The following is a 16,226-nucleotide window of genomic DNA, read 5'->3' as shown; positions in this document are numbered from 1 at the left end:
TTTGCCAATCAGATCACAAATGATCATAATGCGTCACAAGTAATCACTGTGACTGACCTCATGACCATGCGTGCCCGACACCGACAGATCCTCGACTATTTAAACGAGCATTCGATCGCCACAGTTAAGCAGCTTGTTGATTTATTGCAATGCTCGCCGGCCACCGTTCGACGGGACATTGTTGATCTGGATGCAGAAGGCAAACTGCGCAAGATCCGCAATGGCGCTGAGAAGATACTGTCTCCGAACAGCAACGACTCACCGGGCATGGTCAACTTTTACCCGAAAATCTCGGACTATAAGAACTACGACGAATGCGATCGTATCGCCCGACGCGCGGTCGACATCTGCCAGGCCAAGGACAACATCTTTATCGGAGAGGGTCAGACCACCTTTCTGATGGGCAAATACCTGATGGAAACCGACCTGCATGTGTATTCCAATTATCTGCCACTGGTAACCTATCTGATTTCCAAGGGCTACCCACACCTGGTCGTACTGGGCGGGCAATACGTGAAAAGCCAGAGTCTGCTGGTTTCGCCGGATACTCATGTCAGTTATCAGGGGCGCTACATGTTCGTCAGCGGCGATGGACTGACGGAAGGCGGGTTGACCAAGTCAGCCCTGCTCGCCTTTATGGAAGAGAAAAAGATGCTGAACTACGCCGATAAAGTCATCGCGCTGGTCGACTCCACCAACATCGGCGTCTTCGGAGGCATCTCTCTGTTTGGTTTGGAAGAGCTGGACATGGTGATTACCGGTCAACAGGCCGATCCGGACGTGCTGGCCGCACTGCACGCGGCCAATGTACACGTTGAGCTTGTATGAGCCATTAAACCGCGCACCAAAGATCAGCCCCGACGGCTAAAAACAATCGACGAGGCACAGACCTACTCTCCTATCGAAGTGGCCTGCCATGCACAGTTTATGGCGTGGCGAGGTCAGTCCCAGTCAGGCGCAAACTCCGGATTGGCGATTCGCTCACCGCGATCCAGCTTGGCAATGGCAGCCATCTCTTCGTCGCTCAGGGTCAGTTCCCTCGCGTTCAGGTTGCTTTCAATATGCGCCGGATTGGTTGACGACGGAATCGTCACGAAACCCTGCTGTAGCTGCCAGGCCAGAGCAATATCAGCCGGACTGACGCCATGCGTTTCAGCAATCGAGCGCAGGGTGTCATCCTCCATCACCTTACCCACGGCCAGTGGCATATAACCCGTCAGCCTGATCCGATGCTGGCGAGCCTTTTCAATAACCTTGCGGTTTTGCAGAAACGGATGAATTTCAACCTGATTGGTGGCGATCTCGCCGGCACCAAGAATCGAAACCGCCTGGTCAAGCTGCGCATTGGTAAAGTTGCTGACGCCAATCATTCGGGTCAATCCCTGGTCTTTTGCTTCTTTCAACAACGTCAGGTAGGTCGCCATCTCAACCCGTCCGGACTCATCCGGCCAGTGCAAAAGCAATAAATCGACGGCGTCTAGTTGCAGTTTTTTCAGACTGTCACGAACACTGTCGAGAAAATGCGCGTCGTCATAATTGCTCATCCAGACTTTCGTGGTGACAAACAGTTCTTCTCTTGCGATGCCACTGTCTGCAATGGCGCGCCCAACCTCCGCCTCATTATCGTAAGCCTGCGCTGTATCAATGTGGCGAAAGCCGGCTTTCAGCGCCGAAGATACCGCCTCATACGCGGCATCACCTTTTAATCGAAAAGTACCGAAACCAAGATTCGGAATGCTGGACATAAAGAACTCCTTCAGGTGTGTTCCTGTGCCTCTACAGTGAAGAGACAAAGACCGTGATGACAGTCAATCTGATGATGAAAACGCCGATTTCAAGCAATAAAGGAAAATGTCGCCGCCGCGTGGCCAATATCGGCCATCCTTCCTTGCGGTTAATCAACACAAAACAGCAGGCATGCCCAGGCCCGTCACGCTACGTTTCTTCCACCCATGCAATAAAAAAAAGCCCGCACGAAGCGGGCTGAAAGACGACCGTGGACACGACCCCGGTCCTCAGTGCAGAGGGTGACCCTCCCAGGAACCTCAAGATGCCTTGTTTTTGTTGTACACGTCGAAGATAACCGCCGCGAGCAACACAAGACCTTTAATAACCTGCTGCCAATCAATACCGATCCCCATGATCGACATACCGTTATTCATCACACCCATGACCAGGGCACCAATCACCGCGCCGGTCACTTTACCGACACCGCCTTGCATCGATGCGCCACCGATGAAGACCGCCGCGATCACGTCCAGCTCAAACGCCAGACCGGCTTTCGGCGTGGCTGTGTTCAGACGCGCGGCGAAGACCATACCCGCCAACGCGGCCAGCACACCCATATTCACAAAGGTCAGGAACGTCAGACGTTTGGTGTTGATACCCGACAGCATCGCCGCTTTCTCATTACCGCCAATGGCATAGATGCGACGACCGGTTGTCGATTTGTTGGTGAAGAAGGTGTAGGCCGAAACCAGCAGCGCCATGATGATCAGCACATTCGGCAGACCTTTATAAGTCGACAGCAGATACAGAATGTAACCGGCCGCCACCGACAGAATCGCGTTTTTGATCAGGAAAAACTTGAAAGGTTCTACCGCAATCTGATGCGCGATTTGCTTCTGCCGGGTTTTATAACCGGTGATGAACAGGAAGGCGATCAGCGCCAAACCAATCAGGAATGACGTCATGTGGAAGCCGCCTTCGCCGAACAGATCCGGGATGAAACCCGAGCTCAGTCGCTGGAACGTTTCCGGGAACGGGCCCACGCTCTGTCCGTTCAGCAGCGCCAACGTCAGCCCTTTAAAGACCAACATACCCGCCAGCGTCACGATAAAGGCCGGAATCCGATAGTAGGCAATCCAGTACCCCTGCGCAGCACCAATCAAACCACCGGTCGCCAGACAAACCACCACCGTTGGCACCACCGCCCAGTCGAAGTTGACCATCAACACCGCCGCTAAGGCACCGATGAAGCCAACCACCGAGCCGACCGACAGGTCAATGTGACCGGCCACAATGACCAGCAACATACCAATGGCCATAATAATGATGTAACTGTTCTGCAACACCAGGTTCGTCAGGTTCAACGGTTTCAGCAAGACACCGTCGGTCAGAAACTGGAAAAAGAGCATGATGACCACAAGCGCAATCAGCATGCCGTATTCACGGATGTTGCCTTTCCAGGATTTGGTGACAACGTTCGGCTTTTCGGAAGCCGCCACCGATACTTCAGACGATTGCGTCGACATGTTGTTTGTCTCCTGCCTTCATAATCATAGACATAATGGCTTCCTGAGAGGCTTCTTTTGCCGTCAGCTCGCCGATAATTTCACCTTCGTTCATTACGTAAATGCGGTCGCACATACCCAACAGTTCCGGCATCTCGGATGAGATCATCAATACCGATTTTCCTTCGGCTGCGAGCTTGTCGATAATGCTGTAAATCTCGTACTTTGCACCGACGTCAATGCCGCGTGTCGGTTCGTCGAGAATCAGGACTTCCGGGTCCGAATACAGCCATTTCGACAACACAACTTTCTGTTGGTTACCACCGGACAGGTTGACGGTCTTCTGATAGACATTAGAGCATTTGATGTTCAGGTCTTTGCGATAGCGTTCAGCAACACCCGACTCACCGGTGTCGTCAATAATGCCCCGCTTAGAAATGCCATCGAGGTTGGCCAGTGAGATATTGCGGACAATGTCTTCAATTAACACCAAACCATAGTTTTTGCGGTCTTCGGTCACGTAGGCCAGACCGGATTGCACGGCTTCGCTGACCGTACGCAAAGAGAGCTTCTTACCATGCAGCAGCGCTTCACCGCTGATGTTCTTACCATAGGATTGACCAAAAAGGCTCATCGCCAGTTCCGTCCGTCCGGCACCCATCAAACCGGCAATACCGACAACTTCACCACGACGAACATTCAGGCTGGCATTTTTAACAATCTGCCGGTCCTGTTTCAGATGGTGATAGACATTCCAGTTATTGACCTCAAACACCACCTCACCCACAGTGGCGGTTTTTTCCGGGAATCGATCTTCGAGCGGACGCCCCACCATGTGTTTGACGATCTCTTTTTCATCGATCCCGTCTTCGCGGCAGTCCAGCGTTTTCACCGATTCGCCGTCGCGAATGACGGTAATGGTATCGGCGACCTTGCGCACTTCGTTGAGTTTGTGAGAAATCAGAATGGATGACATGCCCGCACGTTTGAACTCCAACATCAAGTCCAACAGTGCGTCGCTGTCTTTCTCATTCAAGCTGGCGGTCGGCTCATCCAGAATCAGCAGCCGCACGTTTTTCGACAGCGCCTTGGCAATCTCGACCAACTGCTGCTTACCGACACCGATGTCATAAATCAGCGAATCGGGAGAATCAGTCAGGCCGACTTTGTGCAGCAGCTCCTGCGTTTTCTTAAAAGTGGTTTCCCAGTTGATCAAACCGGCTTTGGCCTGCTCGTTCCCCAGAAAGATGTTTTCAGCAATGGACAATTGAGGAACCAGAGCCAGCTCCTGATGAATAATGATGATGCCCTTGTCTTCACTGTCCGAAATATTTTTAAAGGATTGAACCTGGCCGTCGTAAACAATGTCCCCTTCATAGGAGTCGGCCGGGTGGACGCCGCTGAGCACTTTCATCAGCGTCGATTTGCCAGCGCCGTTCTCGCCGACAATCGCATGAATCTCACCTTCTTCAACGGTCAGATTCACATTGTTCAGCGCCTTGACCCCAGGAAAGGTTTTGGTGATCTGACGCATTTCTAAGATGGCAGCCATGACTGACCTCACTCACTGTGTATCGCTGAGATGAGCGCCGTGCTGACGCCATCTCTCACTTAAAACCGGCCGTGTACAACACACGGCCGGAATACAGACTTACAGTTGATCCGCGTCGTAGTAACCGCTGTCGATCAATACGGGTTCCCAGTTGGTTTCATCAACCAGGACCGGCTTGAGCAGGTAAGAAGGCACAACTTTAACGCCGTTGTCGTAAGTTTCGGTGTCATTGATCTCAGGCTCAGTACCTTTCATGATCGCTTCCACCATACCCACGGTGACACGGGCCAGTTCACGAGTATCTTTGAAGATGGTGTAAGACTGCTCGCCTGCCAGAATCGATTTAACCGATGGCAGTTCCGCGTCCTGACCGGTAATGACCGGCATTGGCATATCTGCAGATCCGTAACCGACACCTTTCAGTGAAGAAATGATACCGATGCTCAGACCGTCGTAAGGCGACAGAACCGCATCAACACGCTTGTCGGTGTAATGCGCACTCAGCAGGTTGTCCATACGCGCCTGGGCGACAGCACCGTCCCAACGCAGCGTAGACACTTTATCCATACCGGTTTGACCGGAGACGACCACCAGCTGACCGTTGTCGATGTAGGGCTGCAGTACAGACATCGCACCGTTGTAGAAGAAGTAGGCGTTGTTGTCGTCTGGTGAACCACCAAACAGTTCAACATTGAACGGGCCTTTGCCGGATCGCAGATCCAGACCCTGAACGATGCCTTCCGCTTGCAGAACACCCACTTGGAAGTTATCGAAGGTGGCATAATAGTCCACATTTCCGGAGTCACGAATCAGACGGTCATACGCCACCACCTGGATGCCGGAATCGGCGGCCATCTGCAGAGCGCTGGACAGGGTTGTACCGTCGATGGCTGCAATGACTAGAACGTCCACACCGCGAACAATCATGTTTTCAACTTGTGACAGCTGAGTTGGAATGTCGTCTTCAGCGTACTGAAGGTACGTTTTATAACCGGCATCTTCGAACTGTTCGACCATGCTGTTGCCGTCGGAAATCCAGCGAGAAGAAGACTTGGTGGGCATTGAGATGCCAACGGTATCTTTGGCAAAGGTAGGAGCAGATACGGCGGCCAGACCAGCCACCAACGCACCCGTTAAGAGCAGTTTTAAAGCTTTCATTTTGTCACTCCACTGGCAGGTATTCCTGCCTCTGTTGTTTTTATTCATTGGAAGTCGTCAGCATCGGTACGCGTCGTCACGTCACTGAGTGCTGTCTGACAGATTATGGAAGCAGAAAACCTTTTCAATCGAATCGGGGGAAGGTAGCGGAATCTTCCATATAATCAGCAGTTACTCGGAAGGTTCGGCAGCGCGGCTGGCGCCAGATTGGTTTTGCAAAGAGAGAGGTGACAGAAAAAGGATGGACAATTGAACAGTGAACGGTCTGGCCGGTTGAATGCCAATAATGGCATTCAACCGGGCTTTTGGTCAGATCAGCCGAGGGCGACCTGAGTTTGCGGTTCGCCAAAGACGGGAAAACCGTTTTCGTCCCAGCTCAGGCGATGCACACAGGCGTGCCGGTTTGGATCCCAGAGCGGATCGCCTTCAATATTGGTGTAGTTGCGGGCGTGATAAATCATCAGATCTTCAGAGCCGTCTGGCGTCGTGGTAAAGCTGTTATGCCCCGGTCCGAATATGGATTTTTCCGGCACGCTCTGAAAGACCGGTGACGTCGCTTTCTGCCAAGACATCGGGTCCAGCAGGGGCGCCGAGTCATCAGCACTGAGCAGGCCCATGCAGTAACGCTCATCGGTGGCACTGGCCGAATAGCTGATGAAAATCTTGCCATTGCGCTTAATGACCGACGGGCCTTCATTGACCAAAAAGCCGCGTATTTCCCAATCGAACTCGGGCTTTGAGATCATGACGGCGTCTGAACTCAACGTTGTGCTGTCCGACATCGTGGCAATGTACAAACAGGAGTTCCCCGGAATCACCGGATCTTTCTGTGCCCACAGGTAGTACCACTGATCCTGATGTTTGAACACAGTAGCATCGAGGCAAAACGTGTCGATCCCGGAATCAATCTGAACCACGGGCTCCCAGGTCCCGGTCAACGGGTTGTCGTCGCGACACACCAGTCCATACATCCGGTGCTGAAACGCACCGTCTTTGATCTCGCGGTTTGGCGCCGCAGCAAAGTAGATCACCCAGTGATCATCGAAGTAATGCATTTCCGGCGCCCAGATCAGATCACTGGTTTTGCCATGATCCGGTTTGGTCCAGACCGTTGCGATTTCATCGGTGCTGCTGAGGGCATCCAACGTACGCGCGCGGCGCACTTCAATTCGGTCGTACTCCGGCACGGAGGCCGTGAAATAATAATATCCGTCGGTGTGCAGCGTGACGTGCGGGTCTGCCCGACACTCGACGATCGGATTCTGAAGAGTCATGGTCGTTACCATTCAAAAGTTAATAATTCAGTTCATCAGGCGTTGGCCAGTGTCTTAACCCGGCTGGACTCGCGGTGAATCACATCACCTTCGACCCGAATGATCGGCAGTTCAGGTGGCGATTGATCCAGGATCTCATCGACCGCCAAACGCCCCATTTCGTCATAAGGCAGTTCCACACTCGACAACGACGGCGTCAGTTCATTCGCCAGCAATTGGTTGTCGTAGCCGATTAAGGCAATGTCTTGTGGAATGCGCAAACCTCGCCCTTGCAAGGCCTGATAGACACCCAGCGCCATCAGGTCACTGGCGCAGAAAATGGCATCCATGTCCGGATCACTATCCAAAAGTTGTTCGGTAGCAAGATACGCCTGCTTCACCGACCAGTTTCCGGGAATCACCCATCGGTCATCCACCGGTAAGTTATGCTGAGTCATGGCCTGTCGGTAGCCCTGTTCACGCGACTTAGACGACAGCGACCAGGGCTCACCGGTAATCATGCCGATACGCCGGTGACCGTGACTGATCAGATGTTCACAGGCCCGATACCCGCCCATGCCATCGGCCGGCAGTAACGCCAGTGCTTGGCTGTCAGTAGGATCAAAACAGTTCAGCAACACCCGATTGGCCGCTGGGCAAACTTCCGCCATCGCTAACTCAGTGGGTGTGTTGCGGGCATAGATCACCCCATCGAAGCGCGTCACTTCAATGACATCGTATATCGCTCGTTTCAGGTCATCGTTGTCTTCATAATCAAATACCGACAACACCGCGTCCCGCTCCCAGGCACGAGCCTTGGCGGATGAGATCGCGTTAATGAAGGGGTCATGCATGTTCAGACTGTTCACGACCAGCGCAATGCGCGGGTGTCGATAGCTATGTTGAACCGACCGGAACTGATACCCCAAATCCTGAGCTTTCTGTAAAACACGTTGCCGGGTTTCTTCCGAAACCCGGACCGTGTCTGAACCATTTAATATCACTGAAACCGTCGGCTGGGACACCCCAACGGCGGTCGCGATATCGAGCATGGTTACCTTTTTCTTTCGCATCGTAGCGTCCTCAAGGGAAGGGGCGTCCCCCTTCCCGCGACGGTTGTCTTACAGATTAGAGAGCAGATCGTTAACCCGAGCTTCGGCATCCGCCAGAGCGTCGTCGACAGACTTCACACCGGTGATGGCTGATGCCAGTTCTTCACCCATGATGTCCTGAATCGCAAACTGACGCTTCACGCCTGCTGGCAGACCTTTACCGCGAGTGGTCACACTCACCAGGTCAGAACGGTATGGCAGAGCCTGGAAGTCTGGGTTATCCAGTACCGCTTCCACGCTTGGCAGGTGACCGGTACGAGACCATTCGTAGTCATTTTCAGCCATGAACTTGAAGAACGCAGCGGTAGCGGCCAGTTCATCTTTGTTGCGCTTCTTGTTCGGCATTACCCAAGAGTGACCGTCAACATAGAGATCATCGTTGGCATACAGCTGCGGGTACGGATACGCGATGTAAGCGTTGTACAGTTCGCTGTCCGGCTTCTGAGATTCGACGTTGTACGCACCGAGCAACCAGTTACCGTTCATCAGGATACCACCTTCACCGCTGGAGAAAGCCGACACGGTCGCTGGGTAATCCATGTTCTTCGTGGTCAGACCTTCGTCATAAATCGTTTTAAAGTGATGCACGATGTTACGCGCGGCATCGTTCTGCAGAGAGATCGCTTCGCCGTTACCGAAGAAGTCTTCTTCCTGCTGGAACATGTAGGTGTAGAACAGACGGGTATAGGCCGCCGTTTCGTTCGACAGAATTTGAATCAGGTATGGCTTACCGGTTTTTTCTTTAAACTGACGCGCCATCTCCAGCATTTCTTCTGGGCTACCTGGCAGCATTGGGTTGCCATCGGCATCCAACAGATCCGCTTCGGCCATCAGATCGAGGTTGATGTGGTACAGCATGGTCCACGTATCCATTGGCAGACCGAAGACTTCGCCATCACGAGTCACACCGGCACGCGCTGTGGAGGTAAACTCGTCAGGCGACACACCGGCATCTTCCAGCAGATCGTCCAGTGGCAGAATCAGACGACGTGATTGGTAATCGGAGATCACTGAGTTGTGCATGGTCACCAGATCGGGTGGTGTACGGCTGGCCATCTGTGCAGTCAGCTGGTCGTATCCAGGCCATTCAACGGTGGTGACTTTGACTTCAATGTCCGGATGCTCAGCGTCGAATTGATTGATCAGCGACGTCATGATTCCGCACTCACCTTCAGCCGCGCTGACGTCGGTGTTGGTACCGTATTCAGCTTCACACGCTCCAAAGAAACGCTGCAGATGCAGTTCGGTTTTTGCCTGTGCGGCGCCGGCACTCATCAGCGCAGCAACCGTGACGGGTACAAGCCATTGTGTTGTCTTCATCATTAAACCCTTTCTCTTGTAATTGTTTGATTCAGGTTTCCGGACGTTCCGGGCCACCTGGGTTTTCGTTGCAAATTTGCGAGTCACGACCGAAGTCGTTTTGCCCGACACCGAATCCTTGATACCGGGCGAACACAAACCGCCGACTGACAGCAGCCAGCGGTCCGGTTGGTTACTGTTTCACGGCACCGCCGGCGACGGCAGTGACGATGTGTTTCTGGAAAATCACATAGACGATGATGATCGGCAACGCCGAGAAGATCGCCTGTGAGGCCAGGAAGCCCAGCCCCTCACTTTGTGCAAAGTTCTGCTGCGACGAGGCAATCCCCACCGTCAGCGTGAACATGTCCTGATCGGTTGCAGAAATCAGTGGCCAGAAATAGTCGTTCCAGGATTGCAGGAACGTCAGGATGCCCAGCGTGGCCTGTGCCGGCAGCGTCAACGGCAGCAGGACTTTCCAGAAAATCTGCAACCGGCTGGCATGATCGAGCATGGCCGCTTCATCAATTTCTTTCGGGACCGCTTTAAAGAACTGCGTCATCAGGAAGACGCCGAATGGCATTGACATACCCGGCAGCATCAAGCCCAGATGGGTGTTGTGCAGCCCCAGCTCACTGAAGATCTGATGGCGGGCAATAATCACCGCCTGCTCCGGTACCGCCAGCCCCATCAGAATGATGACAAACAGGGTGCGACGGAATGGGAACTCCAGACGGGCAAAGGCATAACCGGCCAGCGACGACATCGCCAACACACCAAAGGTCATCCCACCGGAAACAATCAGACTGTTAACCAGCCAACCGAACACATGGGAGTTCTCAAAAATATCCAGATAGTTCTTCAGCGTGTACGGGAACGAAAAGACCGCATCGGTTCCCATCATCAGTTCTTCGTTCGACTTCAGGCTCAGGCCGATGGTCCACAGGGCCGGTGCCAACATCAGCAGCGACAGAAGAATCATCAGGGTCATCAGCCCGACATTACCCGTGACAAAGCGGACAATGCGACCAAAGGTGGTTTCCGGTGCCATCGGAGAAGCAGACAACTGCGAATCGACTTTTGAAAGGGTCATATCTGCTCTCCTTTTTTACGGGTCACAATGAACTGCGCCATCGCAGCAATCAGAATCAACAGGAACAGAATTTGAGAGGCGGCTGCCGCGGAACCAATGTCCCAGCGTCGGAAGCCCGCGTCATAAATAAACATCACGATGGAACGAGACGTGTTATTCGGCCCACCCTGGGTCATCAGCAATGCCTGACCAAAGAGCTGGAACTGCATGACAATCTGAATGATGGTCACCAGCACAATGGTTTTGTAGAGCGATGGCAACGTAATGAACAGGAACGACTGCATCTTGTTGGCACCGTCGATCGAGGCGGCTTCATAAAGGTCTTTCGGAATCTGCTGCAAGGCCGCGACAAACAACATCATTGGCAGACCCAGACACCACCAGATGGTGGCAATGGCAACGGAGATCAGCGACCAGTCCGGATCGGACAAAAAGGCAATCGGCTCCCACCCAAACTGAGTAAAGATGTTCGCCATCAGGCCGTCATTGGGGATAAAGATGATCCGCCAAATCAGTGTGACCACCGTCACCGACAGAATGGTGGACGAAAAGAAAATGCCGCGCAGCACATTCTGCAGCGGTGCTTCTTTGTTCAGCGCCAAGGCCAGCCCAAGGCCGATAACGACTAAAACCGGAACGGTTAACAGAACAAAGTAAAAGGTGTTGCCAACGGTTTGCAGAAAGATCTTGTTATTGAACAAGCGAGCGTAGTTCTCGAACCCGACAAACTCGCCCGGACCAAAGAGGTCGGCTTTCTGGAAACTCAGATTAATCCCCCAGAACAGAGGAATAACAATCATGGTAATGAAGATGACCAGATAAGGTAGGATGAATAAAAAACCCGACCAATCGGTCCTTTTTATTTGCGCCGTACTCATGTGTGTTCTCCATGCAACCGGAGGCCCCGAGCTGCATCGTTTATTGTTTTTAAAGTTGAGTTAATAGTATTACTAATAATATTAGTTACCAAGGAATAACCGGCCAAAAATATGGACGAAATGCCTCGGACATTGACTGGAACAGTGATCTAAAAGAAGTAGCCTGGATCACCCCGAAACGCCCGGCTGGCGTGGCATAGCGGGGGCTGACAGTACCTGAGTTTTCAGAGCATGCCTGAGAAAATGCCGTAAAAACAGGCACTTATGGACAGGCGGATTTTAAGGGTGAATGGCTCAAGCAGGGTCAAACCTGATCGGATGGGATTGTTGCTTAGTCGCTTAGGACCTGTAGGCTTAAAAGCGCCAAGGCTGCGAAACGCCAGCGAACTGTGTAATGACAGCTTTTCAGGGGTTCGAACTAACCGAGGTACGACTTAGCGGATATTTGGTTAATATAGTTAATAGGCAGCTCGCTTTTGAACGCCTACGTCAATGCGCAAAGAGAGACGCCGGCTCTATTGCCACCAGAGCGAAAACGGTGATTGCAAAGATTGTCTGACCAGCCCGTTTGTTCTATTGGCTTTCAGGCTAGCAGCTTATTTATTTGTCTAACGATTGGTTCTCGGGCGTTCTGCTTTTTAAATATGGTTGGCACATGCAAAAGAAAGCTCGACCACTTAAATTCTTCAGGTTTTCTTTCATAGGATGCAATGTAATCGCGAAGGTCGATTGCGGACTCACGATGAAAAGCCCAGAGCACTGCACCTTTGTAGTTAAAGGAATAATAAGCATCTTGAGGCCATTGAAGGATGTAGGGTTTTCTTGTTAGGCAGTGGTTACAAGAAAAAGCCCCGAGATCAAGGCCATGGTTTCGCACTAAATATCTGGAGTGAGACCAGCTTTCAGGTGAATAACCGTCAGGCAGGTTAGTTATTGCCTTAGTGGAACCACCGTGTAAATTTGCGAAATAAACAGCACCGTGCCATTTGTGACCACAACTATCGGTAAACACTGAATAATCAAAGATGTCACTTTGCTCAAAAAATGGCACATCTTTTTTCTGTTTGATTTTAACGACTTCTGCAAACTCAAAAACACACGGGCTACCGCAAGAAGGACAGTTAATTTCTACTTGGTGAGGCATAGGGTTCCAATCGTAAGTGCCGGTCATCTTTGCTCCTTCACCCAGCATCGACCATAGAAAAAGCCGAAGCACTGAGGCGAACCATCAATACTGGAATCGCTCGGGCAGGTATTGTTACTCATTTAACCCATGCCCTCATATTCCCATTTAAAGCGCGCCGACAGTTGTTCGCTCATACTGGTCCAATCAAGGCCCTTACACTGGGCTGCCATGTTCTGCAACACGCCAAGCACTTGGGGCCAATTTTCATAGTATGGGATGACGACCAGGAACTCTTTACTGGTAGTTCGGGAAACGGCTTTTTGGGTCGCAATATGAACTTGAAAGTTATCTGCACCGACCTCTCCTTCAATGCCTATCGCGATATTGCACCAAAACTCAACATCCGAGGGATCCTCTGGAACCCAGGCCTCAATAGGGTCATGCTCGGCACAATCCCAACTTTTTATCACGGGAGTTTTTAAAGATTTCATTTGCCTGATGCTTACTGCAGTTTCGCGGGTCTTCCGAGTCGAATTCTTATTGTTTCTAAGCAAGTTCTATTACTTGGTATTCATTTGCGGTAAACACACCTTCTCGAGAGTAAGATGAAGCAAATTCAACTTCATATTTTTGGCTACCCAATTGCCTATCCGATATATCGTTTACTATAAAAGGGCAGCCATAGGGTTCAGGAATAATTAACTCACCGCTAACTGATATACCTTTAAAAATATGAAGAGTTCCACGCTCATCAATGAGTTCAATAGACTCGATTAACTTATAATTTCGGTCAAACTTCAACTTATAAGAATCTAATAAAAAACTCATATCTTAAGCTCTTCCACTCATCTAAACCGGGTGAAGTTCACTAATCTACAACACAGGTTTTTTAGGCTTAAAAGCCCCACTCTTCAGAGTATTGTTTAATGAAAGACCAGTCTTCATCTGAATATGAATGAACGTCAATACTGTACTCAGGGAACTTGTTGCTAAGTTCATTCTTAAAATGCTCAACTGATAAGCTTGAAACTGAATACATGTAATAGGTTCGCCTACCACCAAATGTCTCGACTAACACAGTTACCCCAAGCTCGGTGTTCTCGAGTACACTTGTTACTTGGCTATCAAAGTCGATTAATGACTCATTATATTCATTTTCAGGGAGACCATTACTTAGTACTTTTTCAAGATGATGCGTAATGGAAATATGTTTTGAGTAGCTTTCACTTAGATTCTCATAATCCTGACCAATTGGGATTCTTAAGTACAGTGGATAACCTTCATACTCGAATGACATAGACTCCCAAGATTTGCCACTAGCAAATACACTGCTTAGTAGTATTAAAACGAAAAGCATTACCTTATTCATGATCAAGCCTAACGTTCGTAGCTGTTGCGCGGGCTTTTTCGCGTCGACTGCCTGCGCTTGTTAAAGTGGAGTGCCCAGATGGAATTCCACATAGTATTTTTTAAGGTTTTCAGGCAGCAAGTACCATGGTTTGGCAGCATTGCCCGGACTCACTTCCCAAAACAAGTTTTCTACAAAAGATACATCTATAAGCTGTTTTATCTCGATTCCACTAGACAGATCTACTTCAGATAAATATTCAAACAATCTAGCCATGCTATCAAGCATTTCGCCACTAGACATTAACTCGTTTATTGCATTAGCCAAGCTTTCAAACCAACTATAGTGAGTCTCAGGTGTTACTTCATCCCAAATACGAACGTGCTCTTTATCTGCAGCTTCTAAAAACTCAGGAAACTTTTCTCGAATTGCGTGGAATAGCTCTATGGATGAATTCATACACTTTAACGTCATTGTTTTGGGGCGAGCGAATGCGAGTCCATAGCCCGCCGCTTTAGCGGAAACAAGCGGGCTAACTCCAACAACTCTTTGTTATTAAGCATTTATTCTGCCACCAAATTAAAATTAGCAGTAGCCGGATTTCTGCTATCAATAATGTTTGATTCCGGCATATAGCCTTCAGCTTCAGCTGCAACTTCACTTCTCAGTAGGATTGCGCTGAATATTGGGAATATCCATATTCTCATTTTCCCAAAGGAATAGTTTCCCTCTTTGTCGGTACTCACTGATTGCGACTTCTGCAACTGCATGTTGGTAATGGTTACATTCGCATCTAAAGGTTCTCCCAGTTCATTCAATATGGTTCCACTCACCACCGGTGAAACCGAAACAGATATACACCCTTGAATAAGAATGCATGCCGATACTAGGAGGATTTTCTTCATATTTATGCTTAACGCCGCTAGCACGCGCGGCTTTGTAGTGAAGGCGAAGCCGCAACGGAAAAGCCGTCGCCGTGCCTGGCCTTGTTAAACGTTGCCCTAGCCCTTGGCATTACTGGCATACTCAATAGCCAGAAGCATAAGAATCTTCAGCGCGAAATCGCCTACCTGTCTCTGGTAAGCCTGAAGCGAAGTAGACAAACTGGCTTTAAGCTCAGAAACATCTCTTTCACTTATGCTGGCAGGAATCGGCGCATCGAGTCCCTGCGCCACAACTGTTTTAGACTCTTTGATGAGCGGCATTATAGCTGAGACTGTTTGCGCTACTGTTTCTTCTGAAAAACCCCTTTCTGTAAGGGACTCCCGCAGCGCGTTTTCTATTTCAAGGTCATTCCGTATTTCCCGACTAGGGAATTCAACAATCTTGCTCATATAGATACCGTTTAACGTTTTTGTTTTGGGGCGAACGGTAGTGAGTCCATAGCCCGCCGCTTTAGCGGAAACAAGCGGGCTATTTCCAACAACTCTTTGTTAACATGCACCTTGCCAATACTCATGTCTTAGTAATTCCCGAATCTCGTTGTCAGAATACTTATCTAGAGGGTCTAGGTTTTCAAGCAAATATTCCAACACTTCCTTACATACTGTTTTGCGGCGTCCAGTGATGAAACTAAAGTTTCTCACAAAGTAGTCATAGAGTTTTGCTTCGGAAGTATTTACGCCGGGTGTGAGCCAGCTGATAAGATGACAATAGCACGGCCTTTTAGGTTCTCTTACTACACCGCTCATAAATGCTGGTAGATAGAACTCTACTCCTCGGGCATCCAAATAGCATTGTGCTAATGAGCAATTTTCCAATTTTTCAAAAGGGATTTCCCACCATTTCCCTTTTATATCCTTGGAATTAGTGATTCTCAGAAGAACCTTTGGGTCGCTCACCCAGTCATCCTTTGCAATTGCAGCTTGCCAACCACAATGTGATGGAAATGCAACGTCTCCGAATGCAAATCTTATACGCTCTAACAGCTGGTCCTTTCTACTCATAAAAAATGTTAACAGTTTATTACTCGGCTACCGCCGATTTATCAAGCGCCGCGTATGTAACTGCTGGCTTTTCCACACAAAACGCTCCAAGACGCTAATCTAGGGGCTTTTCAGTCTAGTTGTCAATTTAATAAGCATGATATTTAAGCGGGTGCCGATGAATTTTAGATACTTCGGCGTCTGAAAGCCCCTAAACAAAGGGGGTTGTAATTAATAGTTTAATACAAG

19 protein-coding genes are annotated in these 16,226 nt (G+C 50.1%); 2 read left to right on the top strand and 17 right to left on the bottom strand.

Going from position 1 to position 16,226, the window contains the following annotated elements:
- Positions 1-48 precede the first annotated feature (48 nt).
- Complete coding sequence (ulaR, locus tag MED297_RS12315; protein WP_202594548.1) at positions 49-828, top strand: HTH-type transcriptional regulator UlaR; 780 nt, start codon at positions 49-51, stop codon at positions 826-828.
- Between the two features lie 113 nt (positions 829-941).
- On the opposite strand, the gene dkgB is transcribed toward ulaR, so the two are convergent.
- On the bottom strand, positions 942-1,745 hold the full coding sequence (gene dkgB / locus MED297_RS12310; RefSeq protein WP_008045364.1) for a 2,5-didehydrogluconate reductase DkgB: 804 nt from the start codon (positions 1,743-1,745) through the stop codon (positions 942-944).
- A gap of 56 nt (positions 1,746-1,801) precedes the next feature.
- Between dkgB and MED297_RS22090 the strand changes: the two genes are divergently transcribed.
- On the top strand, positions 1,802-1,987 hold the full coding sequence (locus MED297_RS22090; RefSeq protein ID WP_154650929.1) for a hypothetical protein: 186 nt from the start codon (positions 1,802-1,804) through the stop codon (positions 1,985-1,987).
- 58 nt (positions 1,988-2,045) lie between these two features.
- On the opposite strand, the gene mmsB is transcribed toward MED297_RS22090, so the two are convergent.
- The 16 genes from mmsB to MED297_RS12230 all read right to left on the bottom strand — a co-directional run bounded on the left by mmsB (position 2,046) and on the right by MED297_RS12230 (position 15,998).
- Positions 2,046-3,254, bottom strand: coding sequence for a multiple monosaccharide ABC transporter permease (gene mmsB, locus MED297_RS12305; protein ID WP_008045362.1), 1,209 nt, complete (start codon positions 3,252-3,254; stop codon positions 2,046-2,048).
- A complete protein-coding gene (mmsA, locus tag MED297_RS12300; RefSeq protein WP_008045360.1) occupies positions 3,235-4,785 on the bottom strand; it encodes a multiple monosaccharide ABC transporter ATP-binding protein in 1,551 nt (516 codons plus the stop codon). Before mmsA ends, mmsB begins: the two co-directional genes overlap by 20 nt.
- A 99-nt stretch (positions 4,786-4,884) precedes the next feature.
- Entirely contained in the window at positions 4,885-5,943 is a 1,059-nt protein-coding gene (gene chvE / locus MED297_RS12295) for a multiple monosaccharide ABC transporter substrate-binding protein (protein ID WP_008045358.1), read from the bottom strand.
- 314 nt (positions 5,944-6,257) lie between these two features.
- Entirely contained in the window at positions 6,258-7,217 is a 960-nt protein-coding gene (locus tag MED297_RS12290; RefSeq protein WP_040557318.1) for a glycoside hydrolase family 43 protein, read from the bottom strand.
- Between the two features lie 35 nt (positions 7,218-7,252).
- Positions 7,253-8,269, bottom strand: coding sequence for a LacI family DNA-binding transcriptional regulator (locus MED297_RS12285; RefSeq protein WP_040557200.1), 1,017 nt, complete (start codon positions 8,267-8,269; stop codon positions 7,253-7,255).
- Positions 8,270-8,317: 48 nt separating this feature from the next.
- A complete protein-coding gene (locus tag MED297_RS12280) occupies positions 8,318-9,631 on the bottom strand; it encodes an ABC transporter substrate-binding protein (RefSeq protein ID WP_008045349.1) in 1,314 nt (437 codons plus the stop codon).
- A gap of 169 nt (positions 9,632-9,800) precedes the next feature.
- On the bottom strand, positions 9,801-10,700 hold the full coding sequence (locus MED297_RS12275) for a carbohydrate ABC transporter permease (RefSeq protein ID WP_008045347.1): 900 nt from the start codon (positions 10,698-10,700) through the stop codon (positions 9,801-9,803).
- Entirely contained in the window at positions 10,697-11,578 is an 882-nt protein-coding gene (locus MED297_RS12270; protein WP_008045345.1) for a carbohydrate ABC transporter permease, read from the bottom strand. Before MED297_RS12270 ends, MED297_RS12275 begins: the two co-directional genes overlap by 4 nt.
- Before the next feature lie 583 nt (positions 11,579-12,161).
- Positions 12,162-12,749, bottom strand: a complete 588-nt coding sequence (locus MED297_RS12265) for a hypothetical protein (RefSeq protein ID WP_040557198.1) — start codon at positions 12,747-12,749, stop codon at positions 12,162-12,164.
- Positions 12,750-12,844: 95 nt separating this feature from the next.
- Entirely contained in the window at positions 12,845-13,195 is a 351-nt protein-coding gene (locus MED297_RS12260) for an Imm8 family immunity protein (RefSeq protein ID WP_008045341.1), read from the bottom strand.
- Positions 13,196-13,250: 55 nt separating this feature from the next.
- Positions 13,251-13,532, bottom strand: a complete 282-nt coding sequence (locus tag MED297_RS12255; protein ID WP_040557197.1) for a hypothetical protein — start codon at positions 13,530-13,532, stop codon at positions 13,251-13,253.
- A gap of 67 nt (positions 13,533-13,599) precedes the next feature.
- Entirely contained in the window at positions 13,600-14,073 is a 474-nt protein-coding gene (locus MED297_RS12250; protein ID WP_008045339.1) for a DUF695 domain-containing protein, read from the bottom strand.
- Between the two features lie 60 nt (positions 14,074-14,133).
- Complete coding sequence (locus MED297_RS12245; RefSeq protein ID WP_008045337.1) at positions 14,134-14,511, bottom strand: DUF7674 family protein; 378 nt, start codon at positions 14,509-14,511, stop codon at positions 14,134-14,136.
- Positions 14,512-14,615: 104 nt separating this feature from the next.
- Complete coding sequence (locus MED297_RS12240; protein ID WP_008045335.1) at positions 14,616-14,957, bottom strand: carboxypeptidase-like regulatory domain-containing protein; 342 nt, start codon at positions 14,955-14,957, stop codon at positions 14,616-14,618.
- A gap of 96 nt (positions 14,958-15,053) precedes the next feature.
- Positions 15,054-15,386 (bottom strand): hypothetical protein, encoded by a 333-nt coding sequence (locus MED297_RS12235; protein ID WP_008045334.1) that lies wholly within the window; start codon positions 15,384-15,386, stop codon positions 15,054-15,056.
- Between the two features lie 99 nt (positions 15,387-15,485).
- Positions 15,486-15,998 (bottom strand): DUF6714 family protein, encoded by a 513-nt coding sequence (locus tag MED297_RS12230; protein WP_008045333.1) that lies wholly within the window; start codon positions 15,996-15,998, stop codon positions 15,486-15,488.
- Between the last annotated feature and the right edge of the window lie 228 nt (positions 15,999-16,226).

This window comes from Reinekea blandensis MED297 (genome assembly GCF_000153185.1).
GTDB lineage: Bacteria > Pseudomonadota > Gammaproteobacteria > Pseudomonadales > Natronospirillaceae > Reinekea > Reinekea blandensis.
This window is presented reverse-complemented; position numbering and strand designations above follow the sequence as displayed.

What these genes read in the sequence shown, in the direction of transcription:
- dkgB (WP_008045364.1), bottom strand. Translation starts at nt 1,745, where the DNA reads ATGTCCAGCATTCCGAATCTTGGTTTCGGTACTTTTCGATTAAAAGGT.
- MED297_RS22090 (WP_154650929.1), top strand. Translation starts at nt 1,802, where the DNA reads ATGACAGTCAATCTGATGATGAAAACGCCGATTTCAAGCAATAAAGGA.
- mmsB (WP_008045362.1), bottom strand. Translation starts at nt 3,254, where the DNA reads ATGTCGACGCAATCGTCTGAAGTATCGGTGGCGGCTTCCGAAAAGCCG.
- mmsA (WP_008045360.1), bottom strand. Translation starts at nt 4,785, where the DNA reads ATGGCTGCCATCTTAGAAATGCGTCAGATCACCAAAACCTTTCCTGGG.
- chvE (WP_008045358.1), bottom strand. Translation starts at nt 5,943, where the DNA reads ATGAAAGCTTTAAAACTGCTCTTAACGGGTGCGTTGGTGGCTGGTCTG.
- MED297_RS12290 (WP_040557318.1), bottom strand. Translation starts at nt 7,217, where the DNA reads ATGACTCTTCAGAATCCGATCGTCGAGTGTCGGGCAGACCCGCACGTC.
- MED297_RS12285 (WP_040557200.1), bottom strand. Translation starts at nt 8,269, where the DNA reads ATGCGAAAGAAAAAGGTAACCATGCTCGATATCGCGACCGCCGTTGGG.
- MED297_RS12280 (WP_008045349.1), bottom strand. Translation starts at nt 9,631, where the DNA reads ATGATGAAGACAACACAATGGCTTGTACCCGTCACGGTTGCTGCGCTG.
- MED297_RS12275 (WP_008045347.1), bottom strand. Translation starts at nt 10,700, where the DNA reads ATGACCCTTTCAAAAGTCGATTCGCAGTTGTCTGCTTCTCCGATGGCA.
- MED297_RS12270 (WP_008045345.1), bottom strand. Translation starts at nt 11,578, where the DNA reads ATGAGTACGGCGCAAATAAAAAGGACCGATTGGTCGGGTTTTTTATTC.
- MED297_RS12265 (WP_040557198.1), bottom strand. Translation starts at nt 12,749, where the DNA reads ATGACCGGCACTTACGATTGGAACCCTATGCCTCACCAAGTAGAAATT.
- MED297_RS12260 (WP_008045341.1), bottom strand. Translation starts at nt 13,195, where the DNA reads ATGAAATCTTTAAAAACTCCCGTGATAAAAAGTTGGGATTGTGCCGAG.
- MED297_RS12255 (WP_040557197.1), bottom strand. Translation starts at nt 13,532, where the DNA reads ATGAGTTTTTTATTAGATTCTTATAAGTTGAAGTTTGACCGAAATTAT.
- MED297_RS12250 (WP_008045339.1), bottom strand. Translation starts at nt 14,073, where the DNA reads ATGAATAAGGTAATGCTTTTCGTTTTAATACTACTAAGCAGTGTATTT.
- MED297_RS12245 (WP_008045337.1), bottom strand. Translation starts at nt 14,511, where the DNA reads ATGAATTCATCCATAGAGCTATTCCACGCAATTCGAGAAAAGTTTCCT.
- MED297_RS12240 (WP_008045335.1), bottom strand. Translation starts at nt 14,957, where the DNA reads ATGAAGAAAATCCTCCTAGTATCGGCATGCATTCTTATTCAAGGGTGT.
- MED297_RS12235 (WP_008045334.1), bottom strand. Translation starts at nt 15,386, where the DNA reads ATGAGCAAGATTGTTGAATTCCCTAGTCGGGAAATACGGAATGACCTT.
- MED297_RS12230 (WP_008045333.1), bottom strand. Translation starts at nt 15,998, where the DNA reads ATGAGTAGAAAGGACCAGCTGTTAGAGCGTATAAGATTTGCATTCGGA.